We start from the raw sequence: 24,794 nt of genomic DNA on the forward strand, positions 1-24,794 counted from the left end.
CGCCGGAGCCCCTTCCAACGATTGCAACTGCCCATGGCCCCGAACTCCGCGACAGACCCCCAGCCTATTGCGTTCAAGGTGCTCACCGTGAACGTGCACAAGGGCTTTACCACCTTCAACCGGCGCTTCATGCTGCACGAGCTGCGCGAGGCCGTGCGCGACGTGGCGGCCGACCTGGTGTTCTTGCAGGAAGTGCTGGGCACGCACCACCGGCACGCCAGCCGGTTCGCCAACTTTCCGCAGGTGCCGCACTACGAGTTTCTGGCCGACACCATCTGGTCGCAATACGCCTATGGCCGCAATGCGGTGTATGACAACGGCGACCACGGCAATGCGCTGTTGTCCAAGTTTCCGATCACGCATTACGAGAACCACGACATCTCGGTGAGCGGGCCCGAACGGCGCGGCATGCTGCACTGCGTGCTGCAGCCTCCCGGGCACCACCTGCCGGTGCATGCCGTGTGTGTGCACCTGGGCCTGCAGGAGTCGCACCGGCAGCACCAGCTGCGCCGCGTGTGCGATCTGGTCAACAGTTTTCCCGCCCACGAGCCCGTGGTGCTGGCGGGCGACTTCAACGACTGGCGCCACCGCGCCCACCGGGTGCTACAGCACGAGGCGGGATTGCAGGAAGTGTTTGTGCAGGCCTTTGGCCGGGCGGTGCGCACGTTTCCGGCGGCGATGCCGCTGCTGGCGCTGGACCGCATCTACGTGCGCAACGCAACCGTGCACTCGCCACTGGCACTGCCCAAGAAACCCTGGGACAAGCTCTCGGACCATGCGCCCCTGGCTGCGGAGATCCTGCTATGAAACGCCCTACCTTCCGCGCGCCACGCTCGTCCCGCTGGGTGCCCGGCAACCATTTCGAGTTGCTCGAAAACGGCGAGGAGTTCTTTCCCCGCGTGTTCCAGGCCATTGCCGAAGCCCGGCGCGAGGTCATGCTGGAAACCTTCATCCTGTTCGAGGACAAGATCGGCCAACAGCTGCACGCCGCGCTGCTGGCGGCCGCCCGGCGGGGCGTGGAGGTGCATGTGCTGGTGGACGGCTTTGGCTCGCCCGACCTGTCGGACCAGTTTGTGGGCAGCTTGGTGGAGGCAGGCGTGCACTTTCGCATCTTTGACCCGGGCCGCCGTTTCCTGGGCCAGCGGCTGAACCTGCTGCGCCGTATGCACCGCAAGATCGTGGTGGTGGACGGGCACCTGGGGTTCATCGGAGGCATCAACTATTCGGCCGACCATGTGGCCGACTTTGGCCCCGAAGCCAAGCAGGACTATGCCGTGCAGGTGCGCGGCCCCATCGTGGCGCAGATGCACCATTTCGCGCGCGAAGCGGTGCTGAGCCCCCATGACCGCAAGCGAAGTCAGATCGCAGGCGTTACCGGGCGCCCCCATGCGGGCACGGCCCATGCCATGTTTGTGACACGCGACAACCAGCAGCACACCAACGACATCGAGCGCCACTACCGCGTAGCCCTGCGCGCAGCCCGTAGCCGGGTGGTGATTGCCAACGCCTACTTCTTCCCGGGCTACCGGTTCATCCGCGAGATGCGACGTGCCGCCAAGCGCGGGGTGGATGTACGCATCATCCTGCAGGGCCAGCCCGACATGCCCATCGTGAAGACAGCGGCCAGCCTGCTGTACGACCATCTGCAACGCGCGGGCGTACGGGTGTACGAATACTGCGACCGCCCGCTGCACGGCAAGGTGGCTCTGGTGGACGAAGACTGGTCCACCGTGGGCTCCAGCAACCTCGACCCACTGAGCCTGTCGCTCAACCTGGAGGCCAACGTGATCATCCAGGACCGCGCCTTCAATGCCAACCTGCACCGCCGCCTGTCGCACCTGATGGAGCACAGCTGCAAGCAAGTGCAAGCCGTGCCCCCCAGCCGCGGGGAAGGCCTGCGCCTGCTGCGCAGCTACGCGGTGTTCCACCTGATGCGCTGGTTCCCAGCATGGGCGGGCTGGCTGCCCAGGCACGAGCCCACGATCACGCTGGCCAACCCGGGCACAGCTCCCGCAGAGGCTGCCAGCAGCCCGGCCACCTGACCCTTCAGGCGCCCCACCATGGCCACATCCACGTTGCGCGCGGACACCCAGGCGGGCACTGCCAACGCCGCAGAGACACCAGGGCGCGGCGGCAGCAGTCGCAGTCCAGCCAGCGGCTGGCGCCTCTGGCCGCAGCAGGCCTGGTGGCCGTGGGTCACCCGGGGGGGCGTCACTGCTTTTTTTGTGGTGGTGGCCGGGCTGATCTTTCGGCAGGCGCGCACGGTGGACTGGCCCGCCGTGCTGCAGGCGCTGCGCGACCTGCCCACCACCGCACTGGCGCTGGGCGGCGCGCTGGCGCTGCTGAGCCACTTCACCTATGGCAGCTTTGACTGGGTGGGGCGCCATTGCAGCGGCCACCGCCTGACGCGCGGCACCACACTGGCGATTGCCATGACGAGCTATCCGTTCACGCTCAACCTGGGCTCGCTGATTGGCGGCCTGGGCGTGCGCTACCGCTTGTATGCGCGGCGCGGCGTGGACCCGGGCACCATCGGCCAGGTGGTGGGCACCAGCATCGTCACCAACTGGGTGGGTTACCTGTTGCTTGCGGCGGTGCTGGCCTGGCTGTGGCAGCCGCCTGAAGTGGCCGGGTGGGCAGTGACGCCCTGGCAGTGGCACCTGGGCGGCACAGTGCTCGGCTGCCTGCCGCTGGCCTACCTGGCACTGTGCGCGGTGCGCAGGGGCCGCGCGCTCACGCTGCGGGGCCACGCTTTCCCGATGCCCCACTGGCTCGTGGCGCTGTGGCAAGTGGCCGTGTCGGCCGCCAACTGGATGCTGATGGGCGCCGCGCTGTGGACAGTGCTGCAACACCAGGTGAGCTACCCCGCCGCGCTGGGCACCGTGTTGCTGGGGGCGGTGGCTGGGCTGGTGCTGCGCGTGCCCGCAGGCCTGGGCGTGCTGGAGGCCGTGGGCGTGGCGCTGCTGGCCACCGACGCATTGGGGCAAGAACAGGTGCTGGCGGCACTGCTGGCCTACCGGGCGCTGTACTACTTTGGGCCGTTGGTTTTTGCGGCCGTGGCGCTGGGTGTGGCCGAGCTGCGTTGGCGCCAGGGGCCTGCGCAAGGCATGCAGCGCACTCCGTAGTCAGAATTTCAGCCAAAAATACCAGATGCGCTAGTGCATATTGGCTTTATTGCTATCATTTTTACATTGCCTTGCCGCCCGATACCCCGGTAACTCGGTCCGACAGGGGTTCCGCCCGCTGCGCGGACCCCGTATCATCCCGGCCCCACGCCATTGCTTTTCGCCCGATCGACACGGGCCCGCAAGACCATGATCCGACTCTCCGAAATCCGGCTGCCCTTCACCGTGGCCGAAGCCCCCGAGGCGCCCCTGCGCGCCGCTGCCGCCCAAATCCTGGGCCTGGCTGACGCCGACATTGCCCACCTGCACGTCTTCAAGCGCAGCTTTGACGCGCGCAAGGCCGACCTGCTGGCGGTCTACATCGTGGACATCACGCTGGCCCAGCCTGAGCGCGAAGCCGCGCTGCTCGCAAAGTTTGCTGGCAACCCACACATCCAGCCCACGCCCGACATGGCCTGGCACCCCGTGGGCCAGGCGCCTGCCGAGCTGCCCTTGCGCCCGGTGGTGGTGGGCTTTGGCCCCTGCGGCATCTTTGCTGCGCTGGTGCTGGCGCAGATGGGTTTCAAGCCCATCGTGCTGGAGCGCGGCAAGACCGTGCGCGAGCGCACCAAAGACACCTGGGGCCTGTGGCGCAAGCGCGAGCTGCATGCCGAAAGCAACGTGCAGTTTGGCGAAGGTGGCGCCGGCACCTTCAGTGACGGCAAGCTCTACAGCCAGATCAAGGACCCGCGCCACCTGGGCCGCAAGGTGATGAACGAGTTCGTCAAAGCCGGGGCACCCGAAGAAATCCTGTATGTCGCCCACCCGCACATCGGTACCTTCAAGCTGGTGAAGGTGGTGGAAAACCTGCGCGAGCAGATCATTGCACTGGGTGGCGAGATCCGCTTTGAGCAACGTGTGACGGACGTGATCATCGAAGGCCAGGGCGAGCAGCGCCACCTGCGCGGCCTGAAGGTGCTGAACCAGGCCACGGGCGAGACCACCGAGCTGCGCGCAGACCATGTGGTGATGGCGCTGGGCCACAGCTCGCGCGACACCTTTGCCATGCTGTACCAGCGTGGCGTGGCCATGGAGGCCAAGCCGTTTTCCATCGGTTTCCGCATCGAGCACCCGCAGGGCGTGATCGACCGCGCCCGCTGGGGCCGCCATGCGGGCCACCCGCTGCTGGGCGCGGCCGACTACAAGCTGGTGCACCACGCACAAAACGGGCGTGCGGTGTACAGCTTTTGCATGTGCCCCGGCGGCACCGTGGTGGCCGCCACCAGCGAGCCCCACCGCGTGGTGACCAACGGCATGAGCCAGTACTCGCGCAATGAGCGCAATGCCAACGCGGGCATGGTGGTGGGCATCGACCCACGCGACTACCCGCAGGATGCGCAGGCGTTTGAAACCCACCTGGGCCAAACCTACGGCGTCGAGGCCCTGCCCGCCGGGCAGTTCCACCCCCTGTCGGGCAGCGTGCTGCAGCGCCAGCTGGAATCGAATGCCTTTGTGCTGGGCGGGCGCGACTACAGCGCACCGGGCCAACTGGTGGGCGAGTTCATTGCGGGCAAGCCTTCGACCCAACTGGGCAGCGTGGAGCCCTCGTACAAGCCCGGCGTGGCCCTGGGCGACCTGCACGCAGCCCTGCCCGGCTACGCCATCGAGGCGCTGCGCGAGGCACTGCCCGTGTTCGGCCGCAAGATCAAGGGCTTTGACATGCACGACGCGGTGCTGACCGGCGTGGAGACACGCACCTCATCACCGCTCAAGATCGGGCGCGGCGACAACTTGCAAAGCCTGAACACGCCGGGCCTGTACCCGGCGGGCGAAGGCGCCAGCTACGCGGGCGGCATTCTGTCCGCCGGCGTGGATGGCATCAAGGTCGGCGAGGCCGTCGCCCGAAGCCTGCTGGGCGCAGCGGGCTGACCTGCCTCCTGGCGGTGCCGGCCCGGGGCACCGCTTACTTGCGCTGCAAAAAGTCCACGGCCAGCGCCGCCAGCGAGCGGGCACCCACGGGCAACTGGTCTTCGTCGATGTCGAACAGCGCAGAGTGGTTGGGCGGGGCCTTGGCAAAATCCTTGCCCTTGGGTGGCGCACCCAGGAAGTAGAAGAAGCCCGGCACGACCTTCTGGAACTCCGAGAAGTCCTCCGACCCTGCCACCTTCGGGATCACCATGGTCTTGCCGCCCATGGCCAGGTTCAGCGCGGGCAGCGAGGCCTGCGTGAGCGGCGCGGGGTTGGTGGTCACGGGGTAGGCCACGGGGCCAAAACGCACGCTGGCCTTGGCACCGCTGGCGGCGGCAATCGACTCGGCCGTGGTGGTGATGCGCTTGAGCGCTTCCTGGCGCATGTCTTCGTCAAAGGTGCGCAGCGTGCCCATCATCTCCACCTTGTCGGGGATGATGTTGTAGCGGGTGCCGCCCTGGATCTGGCCGATGGTGACCACGGCGGGCTCTTGGCTGATGTTGAGCTGGCGGCTCACCACGGTCTGCAGGCCCATCACCACCTGGCTGGCGGCCACGATGGGGTCGATGGTGGCCCAGGGCGACGAGCCATGGCCGCCACGCCCTTCCACATGGATGGTGATGTTGTCAGACCCGGCCATCAGCGGGCCGCTGCGGTAGCCCACCACGCCGCCGGGCAGGTTGGAGGTGATGTGCAGGCCGTAGATGGCCTGCACGTCCTTGAGCGCACCGGCCTCGATCATGGCCTTGGCGCCAAAGCTGGGCACCTTGCCGTTGGCATCGGCCTCCACGGGCGCGCCCTCTTCGGCGGGCTGGAAGATGAACTTGATCGTGCCGGGCAACTGGGCTTTCATGCCCGCCAACACTTCGGCCGCGCCCATCAGCATGGCGGTGTGGGCGTCATGGCCACAGGCATGCATCACGGGCACTTCCTTGCCCAGGTAGTTGGCCTTGGCCTTGCTGGCAAACGGCAGGCCGGTATTCTCCTGCACAGGCAGGGCGTCCATGTCGGCGCGCAGGGCCACCACCTTGCCGGGCAGGCCACCCTTGAGCGTGCCCACCACGCCGGTGCCGCCCACGCCGGTCTGCACGTCCATGCCCAGCTTCTTGAGATGCTCGGCCACCAGCTTGGCGGTGCGCACCTCCTGGCCCGAGAGTTCAGGGTGGGCATGGATGTCGCGGCGCCAGTTGACCATCTTGGGCGCCACGGCGCTCACAGCGGCATCGATGGCCTGCAGGCCGGTGGCGTCCAGGGCCTGGGCCTGGGCGGACGGTGCGAACGTCAGCCCGCTGAGAAGCAGGCCGGTGGCCAGCGAGATGGCAGAGAGGGGTTTGTGCATGAGACAGATCCGTGCAGGAAGTGAAAACAAAAAGGAAGGCAGCAAACAACGCACGTTCATGCTAAGAGCCCACCCCATGCTGCAGACAAGCGAAAATGGCCATCCACAGAGCCAATATCGCCATGCCCCGTTCTTCTGTCCCGTCTGCGACGGCGCCAGTTTTTCGCATCGACATCCCGCTGCTGCCCGAATCGGCGGTGGGCAATGCACTGCAGTTCATTGATCTCTTGCGCAGCGCCAATCTGCTGGCCGGCTTACGGGGCGGAGCTGGCTCACCCCGTTTGGCCTGGCGGCTGCTGGACGCCCAAGGCCAGCCGCTGGCGCACCAGCCGGGCCCGCTGGCGACCTACACGCAGCCCACGGCGGCACCTGCCGAGGGGCCGGCATTCGCTTGGTTCATCCCCTCGTTCCACGCGGCCGATATCCCGGCCATCCGCGATGTGGCGGCGCGCCACCGCGCCCTCTCGCGCCAGATCGGCATTGCGCTGGATGCCGGGCACAAGGTGCTCACCGTCGGCAACGGTGCCTGGCTGGTGGCGCAGAGCGGGCGCCTGCAGGGCCGCCGCTGCTGCCTGCCGTGGTTCTACCTGGCCGGGTTTGAGCGCGACTTTCCCGACATCGACCTCGATGCAGGTCACGACCTGACCGATGACGGCCCCTGGCTCAGCTGTGCGCTGCCCCACAGCCTGGGAGAAATGGCCATCGCCCTGGTGCGCCACGCACTGGGCGACGCACTGGCCCAGACCTGCGCCAGCGTGCTGCGGCCCGACCACGAACGCGCCCGGGCTGCGCTGCAGGCCAACGCGCAGCAACACATCCCCGCCACGCGCGACAGCACCCTGGCCCGCGCCATGGCCTGGATGGAGACCCATCTGGACGAGCCCTACTCGCTGGCCCGGCTGGCCGAGGCGGCGGCGGTGAGCCCGCGCACTTTGCTGAGGCACTTTCAGCTGGAGCTGTCGCAGTCGCCGCTGGACCACCTGCACGGCCTGCGCTGCGCACGCGCCAAGGTGCTGCTGGAGGTGACGCTGGAGAGCGTGCCCAGCATTGCGGTGGCCTGTGGCTATGCCGACCCGGCTGCGTTCCGGCGCATCTTTGTACGCTACACCGGCATGGCGCCGGGGGAGTACCGCAAGCGCCACGCCTTGCGCGCGCCGCGCAGGCGCTGGCGGGTGGATCTGACGTGAAAGCCCGGCGTACTCTCGCCTAGCGAGGCAGCGCGTTGCCCGACGGCAGGCGGAACGCCTCCACCAGCTCGGCCAGCTGCTGCGCCTGGACCCGCAGGCCCTGCGCGGCGGCAGAGGACTCCTCCACCAGCGCGGCGTTCTGCTGGGTCATCTGGTCGAGCTGCGAAACGGCCTCGCCCACCTGGCTCAGGCCCGTGGTTTGCTCGCGCGCGGCGGTGCTGATCTCGCCAATGATGGTGGCCACCTGCTGCACGGACTGGACGATCTCGCCCATGGTGCCGCCCGCTGCGTGGACCAGCTGTGTACCCTCGTCCACCTGCCTCACGCTGTCGCTGATCAGGCCCCCAATCTCCTTGGCCGCCGTGGCCGAGCGCTGCGCCAGGCTGCGCACCTCGCTGGCCACCACGGCAAAGCCCCTCCCTTGCTCACCGGCACGGGCCGCTTCCACGGCCGCGTTCAGCGCCAGGATGTTGGTCTGGAAGGCAATGCCATCGATCACGCTGGTGATGTCGGCAATGCGACGCGACGACAGCGCGATGCCGTCCATGGTGCCCACCACACGGTCCACCGCCTCGCGCCCGCGCTGGGCGACGCTGCTGGCGCCAGTGGCCAGGGTGCTGGCCTGCGCTGCCGCGTCGGCGCTGTGGCGCACGGTGGCCAGCAGCTCCTCCATGCTGGCGGCGATCTCTTCGAGGTTGGAGGCCGTCTGTTCGGTGCGTGCCGACAGGTCGCTGTTGCCCGCCGCGATCTCGCTGCTGGCACCGGCCACCGAAGTGCTGGCCTGGCGCATGCCCACCACCAGTTCCGCCAGCCGCGCCTGCATACCCCCCAGGCGCGCCAGCAGGGCCTGCAGTTCGTCACGGCTGCCTGCCTTTGGCTGCGGCACGGGGGATGTGAGGTCGCCTTCGGCAATGCGGTCGGTCACCTCCGACGCATGGGCAAGGGGCTGCAGGATGGAGCGCGACAGCAGCCAGGCGCAGGCCAGGCTCAGCAGCAAGCCCACCAGCGAGCCCGCTGCCAGCAGCGTGATGCCCTGGCTTTCGCTGCGGGCGGCGGCCTCGCGGGCCTCGGCCACGCGCTGGCGCTGGTACTCCGCCAGCTTGTTCACCGATGCAGCATAGGCGTCGGCCGCAGGCCGCAGCTGGTTGGCAATGGCGTCGGGTGGCAGGGCCTCGCCCGCCTTGCGGCGCTTGACAAGGTCGTCCCGCACCGTGCGAAAACCGTTGCCCGACTTGTCGATGGCATCGAACAAGGCCTGGGATTCGGGGTCTGCCGCCAGTTCGTCCAGGCGCTTGCGCACTTCGGACGAGCGGGCCGAGGTGGTCTTGCGGTCGGCATCGATGCGCGCCGCGTAGGTAGGGTTGTTGTCGATTTCCAGCAGCGTTTCGGCGCGGGCGGAGCTGAGCACCACGATGGCGTGCAGCTCGCGCGCCAGCAGCGCGCGCTCGGACGACGCACCGCCCAGGTCGTCCGCAATGTCCTGCAGCCCGGCCAGCCGCCAGATGCCCACCGCCGCCGACAGGGACATGACGAGGCAGACCACACCAAAGGCCAGGGCCAGGCGGACGGCAACACGTGCGTGGGAGATGGACATGGGGAGACTCTCGTGAGGGTGAATGGGGTAGCGCGGGGCGCCGTTGGGGGTGGCGGCTGTTGGAAATGTATCGACAAAAGGTTACAAGTCCTTGAGCCCACCCACAACAGGCCACACCCTGCCGGAGCGCCAAAGCAACAGCCGCCACGCACCCACAAAATAGGCCGCCACAGTGCAAGACTGTGGCGGCCATCGGGGCCCATCAGGCGTTGCGCCTGATGCGGTTCGGGTTATTGCTGCTGTGCGTTCTGCAGCGCAGCAATGCGCTCTTCGATGGGCGGGTGGGTGCTGAACAGCTTGCCAATGCCACCGGCGATGCCCATGGCCGCCATGCTCTTGGGCAGCTCGGCCGGGTGCATGCCACCCAGGCGGGCCAGCGCATTGATCATGGGCTGGCGGCGGCCCATCAGCTGGGCAGCGCCCGCGTCGGCACGGAACTCGCGCTGGCGGCTGAACCAGGCCACGATCATCGCGGCCACAAAGCCCAGCAGGATGTCGAGCACGATGGTGGTCACGTAGTAGCCGATGCCAGGGCCCGAGCTGTTCTCGTCGTTCTTGCGAAGGAAGCTGTCCACCGCGTAGCCGATGACGCGCGACAGGAACACCACAAAGGTGTTCATCACGCCCTGGATCAGCGTCATGGTGACCATGTCACCGTTGGCGATGTGGGCTACCTCGTGGCCGATCACGGCCTCGACCTCGTCGCGGGTCATGCCTTGCAGCAGGCCCGTGGACACCGCCACCAGGGCCGAGTTCTTGAACGCGCCCGTGGCAAACGCATTGGGGTCGCCCTCGAAGATGCCGACTTCAGGCATGCCGATCTTGGCTTCGGTGGCGAACTTGCGCACGGTCTCGACGATCCAGCGCTCGTCGGGCGAGCCGGAGCCGTCGATCACGCGCACACCCGAGGTCCACTTGGCCATGGGCTTGCTGATGAGCAGCGAGATGATCGCGCCGCCAAAGCCCATGACAAGCGCAAAGCCCAGCAGCGCGCCCAGGTTGAGCCCGTTGGCCGTGAGGTAGCGGTTGACGCCCAGCAGGCTGGCCACCACCCCCAGCACGACAACGACGGCCAGGTTGGTCATCACAAACAAAAGGATCCGCTTCATGGAATGGTTTCTCCGTGGGGTAAACAACAACGAGTGTTTGCAGGCTCAGATGGGGGCCGGGGGCGCCGCTTCAAGCGCCAGTCTCCAGGCGGCGAGGCCGTGGCAGCCCCCCATGGCCGCGATTTCATCGCGCTATGGTAGGTGCAAACCCCGGCCGGGGCCTTATCACACAAGCCTTGGCGGGAATTACGAAACGGACGCAGCCCGCAAGGGCCGGAACACCTGCGCATCGGCATAGAAGCCCGGCGCTGCATTGGCCGGCCACCAGCCGGGCACGCCCAGCACCGGCAGCGGCGTGAAGGGCTTGGTGGACCATGTCGAGGCTTCCACCTGATCGGCCAGCCAGCCATCCACACCCGCTATTGAATTGATAGCTTCCGGCGTATGAAATACGTGCGCCACCATGGGTTTTCGCGGAAAAACCAGCTTTTCGAGCAGTGCGTGCCCGAACAGCACCAGCCGGGCCTGGGCCCATAGCGGGCGCAGGTCGACAAACAGGCGCTGCCAGTCCCTCGCCCGGAGCGCATCCCACAGGGCATCCGGCGCCTGCAGCAGTGCGCCGTTTTCATCAAACACCGTGAGTGCATCGCGCAGCGGTCCGCGCACGGCCTGCACGCCATCGGCGGCGATGGCCTGGGCCTGCAGCTGGTTCAGGCGCCGCTTGGTGTGCGGAAACCGCAACCACACCAGGCCGTTGAAAAAGTCGTGCAGGTTGTCGCGCGTGGGCACGCGGCGGGTGTCCCAGATGTACTGCTCGTAGGCGGTGCCTTCGGGCAGCGCGGACTGGTGCACAAAGACCACGGGAGCACCCTGCAGCGCTGCGGTCTGCAATGCCTGGTGCACCGATGGGTCATCCTGCAGCAGTTGCTGGGCCAGGGGTTGGCCCAGGCCGCGCCACGGCGCCAGCCAGGGAGCGCTCCAGTCGATGGCGTCGAAGGGCGGACTTACACCAGCCGCCACGGCAGGGCTTCACCCGCGCGCAGGGGCTTGAGTTCGGCTTCGCCAAACGCAAAGCTGTCGGGCGGTGTCCACGACTCGCGGCGCAGGGTGATGGTGGTGGTATTGCGCGGCAGGCTGTAGAAGTCCGGGCCGTGAAAGCTGGCGAAGCCTTCGAGCTGGTCGAGCGCACCCGCGTTGTCGAACGCCTCGGCATACATCTCGATGGCCGCGTGGGCGGTGTAGCAGCCCGCGCAGCCGGTGGCGTGCTCCTTGAGGTGCGCCGGGTGCGGTGCACTGTCGGTGCCCAAAAAGAACTTGCTGCTGCCACTGGTGGCGGCCTGCACCAGGGCCACGCGATGGGTCTCGCGCTTGAGCACCGGCAGGCAGTAGTAATGGGGGCGCACACCGCCGATGAAGATGGCGTTGCGGTTGTACAGCAGGTGGTGCGCGGTGATGGTGGCGGCGGTGAAGCGGTCGGCGCTGGCCACGTAGTCGGCCGCGTCTTTGGTGGTGATGTGCTCGAAGACGATTTTGAGCTCGGGGAAGTCGCGGCGCAGCGGGATGAGCTGCTGCTCAATGAACACGGCCTCGCGGTCGAACAGGTCAATGTCGCTGCTGGTCACCTCGCCGTGCACCAGCAGCAGCATGCCGGCCTTCTGCATGGCTTCCAGCGTTTTATAGGTCTTGCGCAGGTCGGTCACGCCCGCGTCGCTGTTGGTGGTGGCGCCTGCGGGGTAGAGCTTGCAGGCCACCACGCCTGAGGCCTTGGCACGCACGATTTCTTCGGGCGGCAGGTTGTCGGTGAGGTAGAGCGTCATCAGCGGCTCAAAGCGCATGCCCGCGGGCACCGCGGCCAGGATGCGCTGCTTGTAGGCCAGGGCCTGCTCGGCCGTGGTGACCGGCGGGCGCAGGTTGGGCATGATGATCGCGCGCCCGAACTGGGCGGCGGTGTGCGGCACGACGGTGTGCAGGGGCTCGCCGTCGCGCACATGCAGGTGCCAGTCGTCGGGGCGGGTGATGGTGAGGGTTTGGGGGACTGCAGTCATGGGCGTCATTGTCCCATTGCGGGCGAGCCGCCCCAAAACGCTCTCATTTTCATAGCAATCCAGGCATAAGGCAGTAGCGCTACCGGGCGAAATGATTCACAGCGGGTGCGCTACGGGCGGGTGCACGGGCTTATTCGGCAGTAATCCCTGCGCGTTTGACGACCGCCCCAAACTTCACCATCCGGTCCGACATCATCTTTTCGAACGCAGCGGGCGGCATCTCTTCGGGCACGATCACGCCGCGCTCCTTGAGGTTGGCCACCATGGCAGGCGATGTGGCCACCTGGCGCACGGCCTTGTATAGCGTCTGCACCACTGCTTCAGGCGTGCCCGCTGGCGCGGCCAGGCCCGTCCAGGAGGTGAGGTTGAGCTCGGGGTGGCCCACCTCGGCCATGGTGGGCACATCGGGCAGCTGCGGCAGGCGCTGGTCGGCCGCCACGGCCAGGGCGCGCACCTTGCCCGCCTGGATGTGCGGCAGCATGATGACCAGGTTGTCGAGGATGAACTGCACCTCGTTGCCCAGCACGCCCGTGATCAGCGGCGTGCCCCCACGGTAGGGAATGTGCGTGGTGAACACGCCCGTGGACACCTTGAGCATTTCCACATTGAGCTGCCCCATGCTGCCCACGCCGCCGCTGCCGTAGTTGAGCTTGCCCGGGTTCTTCTTGGCGTAGTCGATGAACTCCTTGAAGGTCTTGAACGGCAGGCTGCTGTGCACCACCAGTGCGTTGGGCTGGCGGCCCAGGATGGCGATGTTCTCAAAATCCTTGACCGGGTCATAGCCGATCTTGGGCTGGGTGAGCGGGTTGGCCAGGTGGCTGCTTTGCGACGACACGACCAGGGTGTAGCCATCGGCCTTGGAGCGCGCCACATACTGCGCCCCCACCGAGCCCCCCGCGCCGGCGCGGTTTTCCACCACGATAGGCACGCCCAGCACGCGCGACAGCGGCTCGGAATACTGGCGCGCCATGATGTCCACCGACCCACCCGGCGGGAAGGGCACCACCAGCGTGATCGGGCGCGAAGGGAACTTGTCTTGCGCCATGGCGGGCAGCGCGGCGAGGCCGGCAAGGCCCAGGCCTGTGGTCAGAAGGTGGCGACGGGAAGGTGTGGTGTGCATGACGGTCAAAGAACTCAAAAATGGGGGGGAGGAGGTACAAAAATCAGGGGTGCGCCAGCACGGCCAGCGCCACGGCCTGCGCGCGTGGCACAAAGGTGGACAGCTCGCAGTACTCGCGTTCGGTGTGTGCGTGGCCGCCCACCGGGCCCGTGGCGCACAGCGTGGGCACGCCCACCGATGCGGTCAGGCCACTGTCGGCAGCGCCGCCAGTGAACTCGCCTTGCACCTTAAAGCCCAGTGACCGCGCGCCCTGCTGATACAGCGCCAGCAGGTTGTCCGGGGTGGGCTTCATGGGCAGGGTGCGGCGCGTGGTGGTGATGCGGCCCTGGGTGCGGGGCACGGACTCTTCTTCGACGATGGCACGCACGCGCTCCAGCAGTTCGTCGGGGTTGGTGTCGGAGGTAAAGCGCAGGTCCACCTCAGCGCGGGCGTGGGGGGCCACCATGTTGGGCACGATGCCCCCTTGCACCACGCCCACGTTGCAGGTGACGCCCGTGGCGGGGTCGGTCAGCGCATGCAGCGCAAGGGTCTTGCGGGCCAGGGCTTCGATGGCGCTGGCGCCAGCGGCGTGGTTGATGCCTGCATGCGCGGCCACGCCCTGCACCTCGAACTCCACCACCATCGAGCCCTTGCGGCTGGTGACCACGTTGCCGCTGACACGGCCCGGCTCGGCGTTGAACACCACACGCGCCCCCCGCACGCGGGCCATGATGAGGTCACGCGTGGCGGGCGAACCGATCTCTTCATCGCACGAGAAGAACAGGTGCAGCGGCGCCTGCAGGCCGCCGCAGCGCGCAAAGGCCTCGGCCACAAACACGTTGAGCACCAAGCCGGACTTCATGTCTGCCACGCCGGGGCCGTAGGCGCGCCCCGCTTCTTCGCGGTAGGGGCGCTTGGCCACGGTGCCATCGGGAAACACCGTGTCCATGTGCCCCATGAGGATGATGGGCGCGCCACCGGCTGCAGCGCCCTCTGCCGGGTTGACCTGCGCATGCAGCAGCACGCCATAGCCGGGCACGGGCTCAAACTGCACCGGCACACCGGCCGCCTGCAGGCGCTCGGCCAGGGCATGGGCCACGGCCGTCACGCCCGCCTCATTGCGGCTGCCGCTCTCGATATTGACCACTTTTTGCAACAGGTCTTGCATGGACTGCTGCTGTCTGGCCAGCCAGTCCAGGACCTGCGCACGCACCGGCAGCAGACCTTCGTTCAGGGTATTGAGCATCGTTGTCCTTGGGCAAGCCCCAGGTAGGGGCAAAATTTGGGCCGCAGTGTTGCACGCGACCCGGGCTTCTGCAACGTATTTTGCACGAATGAGAATTTTATGAAATCATCATTGCACGAATCCAGCGCCTTGCTGACCGAGCGGCTAGCCCGCCAGGACGCCGACCTGACCGCCAGCGAACGGGCGCTGGCCGAGGCCCTGGGGCGCGACTACCCCCACGCCCTGCTGGAGTCCGCCACCGCCCTTGCTGCGCGCACTGGCACCAGTGCATCGACCGTGGTCCGGCTGTTTGCCAAGCTCGGCTACGGCAGCTATGCCGAGGCCCAGCGCGAGGCGCGGGCCGAGGTCACCGCCCTGCTGCAAACGGCGGGGCAGCGCGCGCCGGTCACCATCGGCACCCGGCGCAGCCTGCAGCAGTGCGTGGACGACGCACTGCTGCACGACCAGCACAACCTCACCACCACGCGCGACGGGCTGGACATGGCGGCGTTCGAGGCCATGGTGGCGCGCATCGCGCAGAACAAGGGACGGATCTTTGTGCTGGCGCAGATCAACAGCGCCCCGGTGGCCGCCTGGCTGGCACTGCACCTGAACATGTGCCGACCCGGCGTGCACGAACTGGGAGCCGGCGCCGTGGACGCGACCGACCAGCTGCTGTGGATCCAGCCCGAGGATGCCTTGCTGGTCTTCAGCATCCGCCGCTACGCCAGCGGGCCGGTGAAAGTGGCGCAGCGTTTTCGCGACGCGGGCGCCCAGGTGCTGGCCATCACCGACAGCGCTGCGGCTCCACTGGCCGCGCTGTCCCACCACCGGCTGCAGGTGCGCACGTCCAACGCATCGCCGTTCGACTCGTACACCGCCGCGTTCTTCCTGTGCAATGCGCTGGTGTCGGCCGTGGCCCAGCAGCGGCACAAGGCGGTGTCCGAGGCACTGAAGCGGCGCGACGATCTCTGGACTGATTTCGAGTCGCAACTGATCGTGGAAGGCCACCCGCCAGCCGGTCGGCGGAGTAAGCGCTAGCCTGTGCGCAGCAGACGTTCAGCACTGGGTGGCCCCATGAAAAAAGCGCTCCGGAGAGCGCTTTTTTTGTAGCCCCAAACCCTTGCGGCACGGGGGGTGCAAGCACCGTTCAGTGCTGAAGGATCTTGTTGAGGAAGTCCTTCGTGCGGGGCTGGCGAGCGTCGGGGTTGTTGAAGAAGTCGTCCTTGGAGCAGTCTTCCAGGATCTTGCCGCCCACGTCCATGAAGATCACGCGGTTGCTCACCTTGCGGGCAAAACCCATTTCGTGGGTCACGCACATCATGGTCATGCCTTCGTTGGCCAGGCCCACCATCACGTCCAGCACTTCGCCGACCATTTCGGGGTCGAGTGCAGACGTGGGCTCGTCGAACAGCATCACGATGGGGTCCATGCTCAGCGCGCGCGCGATGGCCACACGCTGCTGCTGGCCGCCCGAGAGCTGGCCGGGGAACTTGTCCTTGTGGGCGATCAGGCCCACACGCTCCAGCATCTTGAGGCCCCGCTTCTTGGCGTCGTCCGCGCTGCGGCCCAGCACCTTGATCTGCGCGATGGTCAGGTTGTCCGTCACCGACAGGTGGGGGAACAGCTCGAAGTGCTGGAACACCATGCCCACGCGGCTGCGCAGCTTGGGCAGGTTGGTGCTGGGGTCGTGCAGCTTCACGCCATCGACCGTGATCTCGCCCTTCTGGAAGGGTTCGAGCGCGTTGATGGTCTTGATGAGCGTGGACTTGCCGGAGCCCGAGGGGCCGCAGACCACCACCACTTCACCCTTGTTGATGGTGGCCGAGCACTCGTTGAGCACCTGCACCGGGCCATACCACTTGGATACGTTTTTGAGTTCGATCATTTCTTTTTCCTCAATCCAATCTCTTTAGCACCAGCATCGATCAGCGGATGATCGCGATCTTCTGGTGCAGGCGCTTGACCGCCCAGGACAGCGCGTAGCACATGATGAAGTACAGAACCGCAGCGGCCAGGTACGCCTCGATCGGACGACCAAAGTTCTTGCCTGCCACTTCAAAGCCCTTGAGCATGTCGTAGGCACCAATGGCGTAGACCAGCGACGTGTCCTGGAACAGGATGATGGTCTGCGTGAGCAGCACGGGCAGCATGTTGCGGAACGCCTGTGGCAGCACCACCAGCTTCATGTTCTGGCCATACGTCATGCCCAGTGCCTGGCCGGCATACACCTGGCCGCGTGGGATGGACTGGATGCCAGCGCGCATGATTTCGCTGAAGTACGCCGCCTCAAAGGCGATGAAGGTGATGACCGCCGACACTTCCGCGCCAATGGGGCGGCCGATGATGGCTGGCACCAGCAGGAAGAACCAAAGGATCACCATCACCAGCGGAATGGAGCGCATGCCGTTGACGTAGATGGTGGCGGGCACATCCAGCCACTTCTTGCCCGACAGGCGCATGAGCGCCAGCACGGTGCCAAACAGCACGCCCCCGACGGTGGCCACCAGCGTGAGGATCAGGCTGAAGTACAGCCCCTTGAGCACGAAGTTGGAGATCAGGTCCCAGTTGTAGAAGGAGAAATCGAGATTCATATCAATGCCCCCCTCCGGCCGCGCCACTCACGACCATGCCAGGGATGCGTGCGCGCTTTTCAATGGAGGCCATGATGCGGTTGATCGCAAACGCCGAGATGATGTACAGCGTGGTCACCGCCAGATAGACCTCGATGCCGCGCGAGGTTTCTTCCTGCGCCTGCATGGCGAACATGGTGAGTTCGGCCACCGACACGGCAAACGCCACGGACGAGTTCTTGAAGATGTTCATCGTCTCGCTGGTCAGCGGCGGAATGATGATGCGGAAAGCCATGGGCAGCAGCACATAGCGGTAGGTCTGGAAGGTGGTGAAACCCATGGCCATGCCGGCATATCGCTGGCCGCGTGGCAGGGCCTGAATGCCCGAGCGCACCTGCTCGGCAATACGTGCCGAGGTGAAAAAGCCCAGCGCCAGTACCACCAGCGCAAAACCGGGCACGCCCCGCAGCACAGGGAACAGGCTGGGCAGCACGTGGTACCACAGGAAAATCTGGACCAGCAGCGGAATATTGCGAAACAGCTCGACCCAGGCATTGCCCAGGCGAACGATCATCGGGCGGTCCTGCAAGGTGCGCAGCGTACCGATGAATGAACCCAACACAAGCGCCAGCAGCAAGGCCAGCAGCGAAACGGACACCGTCCAGCCCCAGGCCGACAGCATCCAGTCCAGGTAGGTGATCTCGCCGCCTTTGCCAAAGCAGCTCTGCACAACTTCCCGGTCCATGGTGTCCTGGCAGAACACCTGCCAATCCCAACTCATAGGAGCACCCCTTTAATTTTTTGGTTTTGCGCTGGGGGCCACCCTTGGCCGACCCAACAAAAAAGCCCCTTCAAACCAGCTGGCCGAAGGGGCACAAGCGTTGCAGAGCTTACTTCTTGGCGTAGTCTTCCATGGGCTTGTCGTTAGGCGATGCCCAAGCTGCCTTGGTAGCGTCGGACATCGGCAGGCCGATCTTGGTGTTGGTCGGTGGCACGGGTTGCATGAACCACTTGTCGTACAGCTTGGCCAGCGAGCCGTCGGCGATCTGGCGCTTGATGGATTCGTCCACGGCCTTCTTGAACGCAGGGTCGTCCTTGCGCAACATGCAGGCGATGGGTTCCACCGACAGCACTTCGCCCACGATCTTGTAATCGGCAGGGTTCTTGGACTTGGAGACGTTGGCAGCCAGGATGGAGCCGTCCATCACGAACGCGTCAGCACGGCCGGTTTCCAGCATCAGGAAGCTGTCGGCGTGGTCCTTGCCAAACACTTCCTTGAAGTCGATCCCGCCAGCACGTTCGTGCTTGCGCAGGGTCTGCACGGAGGTCGTGCCGGTGGTGGTGGCCACGGTCTTGCCGTTCAGGTCCTTGATCGAGGTGATGCCCGAGTTGGCCTTCACCACGGTGCGCACTTCTTCCACATAGGTAGTCACGGCAAACGCCACGTCCTTCTGGCGGGCGGCGTTGTTGGTGGTGGAGCCGCACTCCAGGTCCACGGTGCCGTTGGTCACCAGCGGAATACGGTTTTGCGATGTCACGGGCTGGTACTTGATATCCAGCTTGGGCAAGCCCAGTTGCTTCTGGATGTCGTGCAAAACGATCTCGCCCATTTCGGTGTGGAAACCCACGTACTTGCCGTTGCCCAGCGTGTACGAAAGACCCGAAGACTCGCGCACGCCCAGCGTCACGCTGCCGGAGGCCTTGATCTTGGCCAGAGTGTCATTGGCTTGGGCAAATACGCTGCCTGCAGCCAAGGCGGTCACGGCAACCGCGAGCAAATGTTTCTTCATAGGGATCTCCTTGTGTTGAAAACGAAAAAGGGGGGGATTTTAGAGACAGGGGCCTGCCGGGGGTAACCGGTCAGAACCGCACTCCAAAAAGGGGTAGCACGCAACCAGGGATATTAGTCAGAACGGGACCTGGTCGGTAGGGTATTTCCAGAAGTCGCGCAACAAGTAACTGACCGGCAGGTTCAGCACGGTATTGTTTGGCGGAATGGCCCTGTTGAACCACTTGTCGTAAATCGGGTAAATCTCGCGGCTGGTAATCAGGCGGCGCATTTCCTCGTCCACCAGCTTTTTGAACTCGGGGTCGTTCTTGGGCAGCATGATGGCCAGTGGCTCGGTGGTCATGAAGCGGCCCACCACCTTGAGCGCCTTGGGGTCGGGCCGCCCGGCAGCCAGGCCGTACAGCAGCACGTCGTCCATCACAAATGCATCGGCCTCGCCTTTTTCGACCATCTCGACCGCCTTGGCATGGTCGGGTGCCTCCACGATGGTGATGCCCATCAGGCGCTCGCGGTTGGCTTGGTCGGCGGCCTTCAGGGGCGTAGTGCCCTTGGTGGACACCAGCTTCTTGCCATTGAGGTCTTCCACGCGGTCGATGGCGCTGGAGGATTTGACCAGCAGCCGGGCACCGGTGATGAAATGGGGAATGGTGAAGGCCACCTTCTGGCGCCGCTCGGCGTTGTTGGTGGTGGAGCCACACTCCATATCAGCCTTGCCCTGCTCGATCATGGCGATGCGATTGGCCGGCGTGACAGGCACCAGCTCGATCTCCATGTCCTTCTTGCCAGTCTTCTTGCGCACCAGCTCGGCCATGCGCAGGCACAGGTCCAGCGCGTAGCCCACGGGCTTGCCTGACTGGCTGTCGATGTACGAGAAAGGCACCGAGGATTCGCGGTAAGCGATGACCAGCTTGCCGCCGCCAGCCACGCGCTCCAGCACGCTGGCCTGCGCAGATGCACCGACCGCACAGCACAGTGCTGCGAGGCCCCAGGCCAATCCCCAATGCTGAACTTTCATACGATGCCTCTGTGACGGAATGAACCGGGTTTGCAATCTTCGTGCCACCGTGGGGCCCTGCCAAGGCACACGCTGCGTTCCACCGATCCGGCGATGGGGCAGACTGTACGTGTCGTTACGGTGAAATTCCAATGCCGTTTGCGCGCACAACTATGCAAAGTGTTTATGTCCGTATTTACCCTTAGCATGAGGCCGCTTGGGCCTGCAGGTAGGCCCACAGCGCTTGTGCCGTGCCCTTGGGGGTGTCCTTGCCGTTGGGTTTTTCGCGATAGGCACGCACGTCCATGGTCATTTGCAGGCCTTCGGCATCCGGGGGCGCGGCGCTGACCAGGCGGCGCGAGCGCAGCTCCTTCTTCACGGCACTGTGCGGCAAAAAGGCCACCCCGTGCCCCTCCAACGCCATGGCCTTGAGGCCCTCGGCCATGTCGGTTTCGTACACGCGCTCCAGGTGAATGGGCGTTTGCGACTGCTTGAGGATGAGTTCGGTCACCCGTCCCAGGTAGGCGCCGGGCGCGTAGCCCAGGTAGGGCAACGGCTGCCCCGCGCGGCCGGGCAGGCGGTGCACGGGCTGACCATCGGCGTCGGCCTTGCTATAGGGCGACAGCACCTCCTGCCCCAGGCTGACCATTTCATAGCGGTCGGCATCGAGCTGGAACGGTTGCGAAGGGTGATGGTAGGCAATCAGCAGGTCACACCCGCCTTCGACAAGGCGCATCACGGCGTCGTGCACGTTCAGCGCGATCAGGCGGCTTTTGAACGGGCCAAACTTGTCGTGCAGGCTGGAGACCCAGGCCGGAAAGAACGTGAACGCCAGCGTGTGGGGCACGGCAAACTCGATCATGTCTTTGCCCGCGCTGGTGTGCGCGCGCAGCATGGCACGCGTGTTCTGCAGCGACTGGAGCATTTCCAGGGCCTGGTCGTACAGGGTCTTGCCGGCCGGGGTCAGCCGGGTGGGGTAGGAGCTGCGGTCCACCAGGTCGGTACCGGCCCAGGCCTCCAGCGCCTGGATGCGCCGCGAGAACGCTGGCTGGGTCACATGCCGCAGCTGCGCTGACCGGCTGAAGCTGCGGGTTTCCGCGAGACTGACGAAATCTTCAAGCCACTTGGTTTCCATCGGCGCATTATCCGCGCGGCACCCGAAGCGTGCCGCACAGGGGCATGAGGGTTTACACAGTGCTGGCACGGCGCACCAATGGTGTGCATGCATAGCAACCCATCGCATAATAGAAAGTAGCGCCTACAGCGCTCCGCGTCGAGGCCCCTGGTGCACAACACTGCCGGGCAGGGCGACCCGCATGCCCCCGTGTTTGTTCTCCTCCTTCCCCCTGCCCCATGTCCTCCTCCTCCCCCCAAGGGCCTGCGACCGACGCACTGCCCGGCGCCGCGAGTCCCGAGGCCGAGCCCCGCTCGCTGCGCCTTGAAGACTGGCTCACCGTCATCGTCATGGCGGCCCTCGCCCTCATCACCTTTGCCAACGTGCTGGTGCGCTACTTCACCAACTCCTCGTTCGCCTGGACCGAAGAAATCTCCGTGTTCCTGATGATCGCGCTGGCACTCATCGCAGGCTCTGCCGCCGTGGCGCGCGACCAGCACATCCGCATCGAGTACTTTGCCGAAGGCGGCTCCGCCCTGCGCAGCAAGCGCCTGTCGATGCTGGGCGCGGCCACCGTGGCCCTGCTGTTTGGCGTGATCGCCATACTGAGTGTTCGCGTGGTGTGGGACGACTACAGTTTCGGCGAGACCTCGCCCGGCATTGGCGTGCCGCAGTGGTGGTATTCGATCTGGCTGCCCGTGTTCTCGGCGCTCATCACGGCACGCGCCATCGGACTGTTCGTCCGCCGCAGCCGCGGCACGGGCAGCGATGCCGCCCCGGCGCACGAGGATGCGCAACCATGATCGCCACGCTGCTGTTTGTGGCCTTTCTGGGCCTGATGTTTGTGGGCGTGCCCATTGGCGCTGCGCTGGGCCTGGCCGGTGCCGCCGCCATCGCGCTGGCCAATGCCGACAGCCAGTGGTTTGGCCTGCTGGCCGTGCCGCAGAACTTCTACGCAGGGCTGGGCAAGTACCCGCTGCTGGCCATCCCGATGTTCGTGTTGGTTGGCTCCATCTTCGACCGCTCGGGCGTGGCGCTGCGGCTCGTCAACTTTGCCGTTGCCATCGTCGGGCGTGGCCCGGGCATGCTGCCGCTGGTGGCCATTGCGGTGGCCATGTTCCTGGGCGGCATCTCGGGCTCGGGCCCGGCCAATGCGGCTGCTGTGGGCGGGGTGATGATCGCGGCCATGTCGCGCGCGGGCTACCCGCCCTCGTTCTCGGCCAGCGTGGTGGGGGCAGCCGCCGCCACGGACATCCTGATCCCGCCATCGGTCGCGTTCATCATCTACTCGGTGCTGGTGCCCGGCGCCTCGGTGCCCGCGCTGTTTGCGGCCGGCATGATCCCGGGCATCCTGGCAGGTGTGGCGCTCATCGCGCCCGCCGTGTGGATGGCGCGCAAGCACAAGATGGGCGCGCTCGAAGCCACCATGCCCCGCCCCCCATTCTGGAAGAGCCTGCGTGAGGCCACCTGGGGCCTGGCCGCGCCAGTGCTGATCCTGGGCGGCATGCGGGCCGGTTGGTTCACGCCGACTGAAGCCGCCGTGGTGGCGGTGTTCTACGGCCTCTTTGTGGGCATGGTGATCCACCGCACGATTGGTGTGCGCGACCTGTTCCCCATCTTGCGCGAATCGGGCGAGCTGTCCGCCGTAATCCTCATCGTGGTGTCGCTCGCGGGCATCTTTGCGTATTCGCTGTCCACGCTGGGCGTGATCGACCCGGTGGCCAACGCCATCGTGAACTCGGGCCTGGGCGAGTACGGCGTGCTGGCGCTGCTCATCGTACTGCTGATCACGGTGGGCATGTTCCTTGACGGTATTTCGATCTTCCTGATCTTTGTGCCGCTGCTCTTGCCCATCATGCAGCACTACAAGTGGGACCCGGTGTGGTTTGGCGTCATCCTCACGCTCAAGGTGGCCCTGGGTCAGTTCACGCCCCCGCTGGCCGTGAACCTGATGGTGTCTTGCCGCATTGCCGGTGTGCGCATGGAATCGACCGTGCGCTGGGTGGGCTGGATGCTGTTCGCCATGTTCCTCGTGATGGTGGCCGTGATCGCCTTCCCGCAACTGGCCCTGTGGCTGCCCGCCAAGCTGGGCTACTGACCCCTTGCCGATGATTTTCTAACCAGGAGACTGAAACAATGAAACTGCGCACCTTCCTCACTTCTGCCGTGGCCGCTGCCGCCGCCCTGGCTTTTACCGCCCCAGCCGCCATCGCGCAGACTGCGTACAAGAGCGAGTACCGCATGTCGCTGGTGCTGGGCACGGCCTTCCCCTGGGGCAAGGGCGGCGAGCTGTGGGCCAACAAGGTGCGCGAGCGCACCCAGGGCCGCATCAACATCAAGCTCTACCCCGGGGTGTCGCTGATCCAGGGCGACCAGACGCGCGAGTTCAGCGCCCTGCGCCAGGGCGTGATCGACATGGCCGTGGGCTCCACCATCAACTGGTCGCCCCAGGTCAAGCAGCTCAACCTGTTCTCGCTGCCCTTCCTGTTCCCCGACTACGCTGCCGTCGATGCAGTGACGCAAGGCGACGTGGGCAAGCAGATCTTCACCACGCTGGAGAAGGCAGGTGTCGTGCCGCTGGCCTGGGGTGAAAACGGCTACCGCGAAATCTCCAACTCCAAGCTGGCCATCAAGAGCCCCGCCGACCTCAAGGGGCTGAAGATCCGCGTGGTGGGCTCACCCCTGTTCCTCGACACCTTCACCGCCCTGGGCGCCAACCCCACACAAATGAGCTGGGCCGACGCGCAGCCCGCCTTTGCCAGCGGCGCCGTGGACGGCCAGGAGAACCCCATCGCCGTGTACCAGGCCGCCAAGCTGCATACCGTGGCGCAGAAGCACATCACCATGTGGGGCTACGTGAACGACCCGCTGGTGTTCGTGGTGAACAAGGACATCTGGGCTTCGTGGACCCCTGCGGACCGAGAGATCGTGAAGCAGGCCGCCATCGACGCCGGCAAGGAAGAAATCGCCATCGCCCGCAAGGGCATGGTCGAGGCTGACAAGCCCCTGCTCAAGGAAATCGCCGCCAACGGCGTGACCGTCACGCAGCTGTCGGCCGCCGAGCGCGACGCGTTCGTGAAGGCCACGCGCCCCGTGTACGAAAAGTGGAAGGGCCAGATCGGTGCCGACCTCGTGGGCTCTGCCGAGAAGGCCATTGCTGCACGCAAGAAATGACCCTTTTGGGTGGACTCGGCACCGGTGCGTGGCAGTCGCCCGGTGTTTGCCAAAGCCCCGCCATGGCGGGGCTTTTTGCTGGGTAGACCTGAAGACGGGCCCTGGTGCTGCATCCGCCATTTAACTATCAATTTGATAGCATCACAAGCATATTGCACTGGCGCCACCGACCACTTTCACTTCAAATCATCGGGAACTGGGTGCTTGACCGCGTTTTTGCGCAGCTTGTGCTCCACTGCCTCCGCCAGGTCCACGCCCGCGTGGTCCGCGAGCTGCAGCAGGTACAGCAGCACGTCGGCCACCTCATCGGCAATGGGCTCCTTCAGCGCCGGGTCCTCACGCACGGCGAGCGACTGTTCCGGCGTCATCCACTGAAAGATCTCCGCCAGTTCGGCCGCCTCGACCATCAGCGCCATCGCCAGGTTCTTGGGGGTGTGGAACGGCTGCCACTGCCGCTCCGCCGCAAACGCGCGCAACCGGGTCTGCAGCGCCGTCAGATCGACAGACATTCCATTGCTCCTGATTCAATAGCTAGCAGCG

Annotated in this window: 23 protein-coding genes; 9 read left to right on the plus strand and 14 right to left on the minus strand. The window is 65.8% G+C overall.

The genetic code is table 11. The features are described from left to right. Positions 1-33 precede the first annotated feature (33 nt). The 4 genes from AC1Q64_RS09865 to AC1Q64_RS09880 all read left to right on the plus strand — a co-directional run bounded on the left by AC1Q64_RS09865 (position 34) and on the right by AC1Q64_RS09880 (position 5,033). Positions 34-807 (plus strand): endonuclease/exonuclease/phosphatase family protein, encoded by a 774-nt coding sequence (locus AC1Q64_RS09865; RefSeq protein WP_492251195.1) that lies wholly within the window; start codon positions 34-36, stop codon positions 805-807. Further along, a complete protein-coding gene (gene clsB, locus AC1Q64_RS09870) occupies positions 804-2,042 on the plus strand; it encodes a cardiolipin synthase ClsB (protein WP_492251196.1) in 1,239 nt (412 codons plus the stop codon). The genes AC1Q64_RS09865 and clsB overlap by 4 nt, the downstream gene beginning before the upstream one ends. An 18-nt stretch (positions 2,043-2,060) precedes the next feature. Beyond that, positions 2,061-3,125: a lysylphosphatidylglycerol synthase transmembrane domain-containing protein gene (locus tag AC1Q64_RS09875; RefSeq protein WP_492251197.1), complete on the plus strand. Its 1,065-nt coding sequence runs from the start codon at positions 2,061-2,063 to the stop codon at positions 3,123-3,125. Positions 3,126-3,314: 189 nt separating this feature from the next. Beyond that, positions 3,315-5,033, plus strand: a complete 1,719-nt coding sequence (locus tag AC1Q64_RS09880) for an NAD(P)/FAD-dependent oxidoreductase (RefSeq protein ID WP_492251198.1) — start codon at positions 3,315-3,317, stop codon at positions 5,031-5,033. 34 nt (positions 5,034-5,067) lie between these two features. Here the strand turns inward: AC1Q64_RS09880 and AC1Q64_RS09885 are convergent, their stop codons facing one another. Further along, complete coding sequence (locus tag AC1Q64_RS09885) at positions 5,068-6,411, minus strand: amidohydrolase (RefSeq protein ID WP_492251199.1); 1,344 nt, start codon at positions 6,409-6,411, stop codon at positions 5,068-5,070. Between the two features lie 122 nt (positions 6,412-6,533). Here AC1Q64_RS09885 and AC1Q64_RS09890 point away from each other — a divergent pair, with 122 nt between their 5' ends. Then, entirely contained in the window at positions 6,534-7,598 is a 1,065-nt protein-coding gene (locus AC1Q64_RS09890) for a GlxA family transcriptional regulator (RefSeq protein WP_492251200.1), read from the plus strand. Between the two features lie 19 nt (positions 7,599-7,617). On the opposite strand, the gene AC1Q64_RS09895 is transcribed toward AC1Q64_RS09890, so the two are convergent. From AC1Q64_RS09895 to AC1Q64_RS09920, 6 genes are all read right to left on the minus strand, one after another. Next, positions 7,618-9,192: a methyl-accepting chemotaxis protein gene (locus AC1Q64_RS09895; protein ID WP_492251201.1), complete on the minus strand. Its 1,575-nt coding sequence runs from the start codon at positions 9,190-9,192 to the stop codon at positions 7,618-7,620. A gap of 230 nt (positions 9,193-9,422) precedes the next feature. Next, entirely contained in the window at positions 9,423-10,301 is an 879-nt protein-coding gene (gene htpX, locus AC1Q64_RS09900) for a protease HtpX (RefSeq protein ID WP_492251202.1), read from the minus strand. A 186-nt stretch (positions 10,302-10,487) separates the two neighbouring features. Then, on the minus strand, positions 10,488-11,261 hold the full coding sequence (locus AC1Q64_RS09905) for a DUF3025 domain-containing protein (protein WP_492251203.1): 774 nt from the start codon (positions 11,259-11,261) through the stop codon (positions 10,488-10,490). After that, the gene (gene pyrC, locus AC1Q64_RS09910; protein WP_492251204.1) at positions 11,246-12,286 is read right to left on the minus strand and encodes a dihydroorotase; all 1,041 of its coding nucleotides are present in this window, start codon (positions 12,284-12,286) and stop codon (positions 11,246-11,248) included. The genes AC1Q64_RS09905 and pyrC overlap by 16 nt, the downstream gene beginning before the upstream one ends. Before the next feature lie 130 nt (positions 12,287-12,416). Continuing rightward, a complete protein-coding gene (locus AC1Q64_RS09915; RefSeq protein ID WP_492251205.1) occupies positions 12,417-13,406 on the minus strand; it encodes a Bug family tripartite tricarboxylate transporter substrate binding protein in 990 nt (329 codons plus the stop codon). 43 nt (positions 13,407-13,449) lie between these two features. Beyond that, positions 13,450-14,631 carry a M20 family metallopeptidase gene (locus AC1Q64_RS09920; RefSeq protein ID WP_492251206.1) on the minus strand — a complete coding sequence of 394 codons (1,182 nt, stop codon included), beginning with the start codon at positions 14,629-14,631 and terminating at the stop codon, positions 13,450-13,452. A 99-nt stretch (positions 14,632-14,730) separates the two neighbouring features. Here AC1Q64_RS09920 and AC1Q64_RS09925 point away from each other — a divergent pair, with 99 nt between their 5' ends. Next, complete coding sequence (locus AC1Q64_RS09925) at positions 14,731-15,651, plus strand: MurR/RpiR family transcriptional regulator (protein WP_492251207.1); 921 nt, start codon at positions 14,731-14,733, stop codon at positions 15,649-15,651. 109 nt (positions 15,652-15,760) lie between these two features. Here AC1Q64_RS09925 and AC1Q64_RS09930 read toward each other — a convergent pair whose 3' ends face one another. From AC1Q64_RS09930 to AC1Q64_RS09955, 6 genes are all read right to left on the minus strand, one after another. Beyond that, the gene (locus AC1Q64_RS09930; protein WP_056059339.1) at positions 15,761-16,498 is read right to left on the minus strand and encodes an amino acid ABC transporter ATP-binding protein; all 738 of its coding nucleotides are present in this window, start codon (positions 16,496-16,498) and stop codon (positions 15,761-15,763) included. 40 nt (positions 16,499-16,538) lie between these two features. Further along, positions 16,539-17,204, minus strand: a complete 666-nt coding sequence (locus AC1Q64_RS09935) for an amino acid ABC transporter permease (protein ID WP_492251208.1) — start codon at positions 17,202-17,204, stop codon at positions 16,539-16,541. Position 17,205: 1 nt separating this feature from the next. Then, entirely contained in the window at positions 17,206-17,964 is a 759-nt protein-coding gene (locus AC1Q64_RS09940; RefSeq protein ID WP_492251209.1) for an amino acid ABC transporter permease, read from the minus strand. 109 nt (positions 17,965-18,073) lie between these two features. After that, positions 18,074-18,973 (minus strand): amino acid ABC transporter substrate-binding protein, encoded by a 900-nt coding sequence (locus AC1Q64_RS09945; RefSeq protein ID WP_492251210.1) that lies wholly within the window; start codon positions 18,971-18,973, stop codon positions 18,074-18,076. 117 nt (positions 18,974-19,090) lie between these two features. Then, complete coding sequence (locus AC1Q64_RS09950; protein ID WP_492251211.1) at positions 19,091-19,987, minus strand: amino acid ABC transporter substrate-binding protein; 897 nt, start codon at positions 19,985-19,987, stop codon at positions 19,091-19,093. A 181-nt stretch (positions 19,988-20,168) separates the two neighbouring features. Further along, a complete protein-coding gene (locus tag AC1Q64_RS09955) occupies positions 20,169-21,101 on the minus strand; it encodes a LysR family transcriptional regulator (protein ID WP_492251212.1) in 933 nt (310 codons plus the stop codon). A gap of 218 nt (positions 21,102-21,319) precedes the next feature. Here AC1Q64_RS09955 and AC1Q64_RS09960 point away from each other — a divergent pair, with 218 nt between their 5' ends. The 3 genes from AC1Q64_RS09960 to AC1Q64_RS09970 are packed head-to-tail and all read left to right on the plus strand — an operon-like array spanning position 21,320 to position 24,254. Further along, a complete protein-coding gene (locus AC1Q64_RS09960; RefSeq protein WP_492251213.1) occupies positions 21,320-21,883 on the plus strand; it encodes a TRAP transporter small permease in 564 nt (187 codons plus the stop codon). Further along, positions 21,880-23,178: a TRAP transporter large permease gene (locus tag AC1Q64_RS09965; protein WP_492251214.1), complete on the plus strand. Its 1,299-nt coding sequence runs from the start codon at positions 21,880-21,882 to the stop codon at positions 23,176-23,178. Before AC1Q64_RS09960 ends, AC1Q64_RS09965 begins: the two co-directional genes overlap by 4 nt. Positions 23,179-23,216: 38 nt before the next feature. Continuing rightward, positions 23,217-24,254, plus strand: a complete 1,038-nt coding sequence (locus tag AC1Q64_RS09970) for a DctP family TRAP transporter solute-binding subunit (RefSeq protein WP_099731254.1) — start codon at positions 23,217-23,219, stop codon at positions 24,252-24,254. A 176-nt stretch (positions 24,255-24,430) separates the two neighbouring features. Here the strand turns inward: AC1Q64_RS09970 and AC1Q64_RS09975 are convergent, their stop codons facing one another. Continuing rightward, the gene (locus tag AC1Q64_RS09975; RefSeq protein ID WP_056745322.1) at positions 24,431-24,763 is read right to left on the minus strand and encodes a nucleotide pyrophosphohydrolase; all 333 of its coding nucleotides are present in this window, start codon (positions 24,761-24,763) and stop codon (positions 24,431-24,433) included. Positions 24,764-24,794 lie beyond the last annotated feature (31 nt).

This window comes from Acidovorax sp. GW835-FHT14G06, from assembly GCF_058793595.1.

Bases quoted from the DNA above. Each gene is read 5' to 3' on its own strand.
- AC1Q64_RS09930 (WP_056059339.1), bottom strand. From the start codon at position 16,498: ATGATCGAACTCAAAAACGTATCCAAGTGGTATGGCCCGGTGCAGGTG.
- htpX (WP_492251202.1), bottom strand. From the start codon at position 10,301: ATGAAGCGGATCCTTTTGTTTGTGATGACCAACCTGGCCGTCGTTGTC.
- AC1Q64_RS09965 (WP_492251214.1), top strand. From the start codon at position 21,880: ATGATCGCCACGCTGCTGTTTGTGGCCTTTCTGGGCCTGATGTTTGTG.
- AC1Q64_RS09925 (WP_492251207.1), top strand. From the start codon at position 14,731: ATGAAATCATCATTGCACGAATCCAGCGCCTTGCTGACCGAGCGGCTA.
- AC1Q64_RS09940 (WP_492251209.1), bottom strand. From the start codon at position 17,964: ATGAGTTGGGATTGGCAGGTGTTCTGCCAGGACACCATGGACCGGGAA.
- AC1Q64_RS09935 (WP_492251208.1), bottom strand. From the start codon at position 17,204: ATGAATCTCGATTTCTCCTTCTACAACTGGGACCTGATCTCCAACTTC.
- pyrC (WP_492251204.1), bottom strand. From the start codon at position 12,286: ATGACTGCAGTCCCCCAAACCCTCACCATCACCCGCCCCGACGACTGG.
- AC1Q64_RS09970 (WP_099731254.1), top strand. From the start codon at position 23,217: ATGAAACTGCGCACCTTCCTCACTTCTGCCGTGGCCGCTGCCGCCGCC.
- AC1Q64_RS09895 (WP_492251201.1), bottom strand. From the start codon at position 9,192: ATGTCCATCTCCCACGCACGTGTTGCCGTCCGCCTGGCCCTGGCCTTT.
- AC1Q64_RS09920 (WP_492251206.1), bottom strand. From the start codon at position 14,631: ATGCTCAATACCCTGAACGAAGGTCTGCTGCCGGTGCGTGCGCAGGTC.
- AC1Q64_RS09890 (WP_492251200.1), top strand. From the start codon at position 6,534: ATGCCCCGTTCTTCTGTCCCGTCTGCGACGGCGCCAGTTTTTCGCATC.
- AC1Q64_RS09880 (WP_492251198.1), top strand. From the start codon at position 3,315: ATGATCCGACTCTCCGAAATCCGGCTGCCCTTCACCGTGGCCGAAGCC.
- AC1Q64_RS09975 (WP_056745322.1), bottom strand. From the start codon at position 24,763: ATGTCTGTCGATCTGACGGCGCTGCAGACCCGGTTGCGCGCGTTTGCG.
- AC1Q64_RS09915 (WP_492251205.1), bottom strand. From the start codon at position 13,406: ATGCACACCACACCTTCCCGTCGCCACCTTCTGACCACAGGCCTGGGC.
- AC1Q64_RS09885 (WP_492251199.1), bottom strand. From the start codon at position 6,411: ATGCACAAACCCCTCTCTGCCATCTCGCTGGCCACCGGCCTGCTTCTC.
- AC1Q64_RS09945 (WP_492251210.1), bottom strand. From the start codon at position 18,973: ATGAAGAAACATTTGCTCGCGGTTGCCGTGACCGCCTTGGCTGCAGGC.
- AC1Q64_RS09960 (WP_492251213.1), top strand. From the start codon at position 21,320: ATGTCCTCCTCCTCCCCCCAAGGGCCTGCGACCGACGCACTGCCCGGC.
- clsB (WP_492251196.1), top strand. From the start codon at position 804: ATGAAACGCCCTACCTTCCGCGCGCCACGCTCGTCCCGCTGGGTGCCC.
- AC1Q64_RS09950 (WP_492251211.1), bottom strand. From the start codon at position 19,987: ATGAAAGTTCAGCATTGGGGATTGGCCTGGGGCCTCGCAGCACTGTGC.
- AC1Q64_RS09875 (WP_492251197.1), top strand. From the start codon at position 2,061: ATGGCCACATCCACGTTGCGCGCGGACACCCAGGCGGGCACTGCCAAC.
- AC1Q64_RS09865 (WP_492251195.1), top strand. From the start codon at position 34: ATGGCCCCGAACTCCGCGACAGACCCCCAGCCTATTGCGTTCAAGGTG.
- AC1Q64_RS09955 (WP_492251212.1), bottom strand. From the start codon at position 21,101: ATGGAAACCAAGTGGCTTGAAGATTTCGTCAGTCTCGCGGAAACCCGC.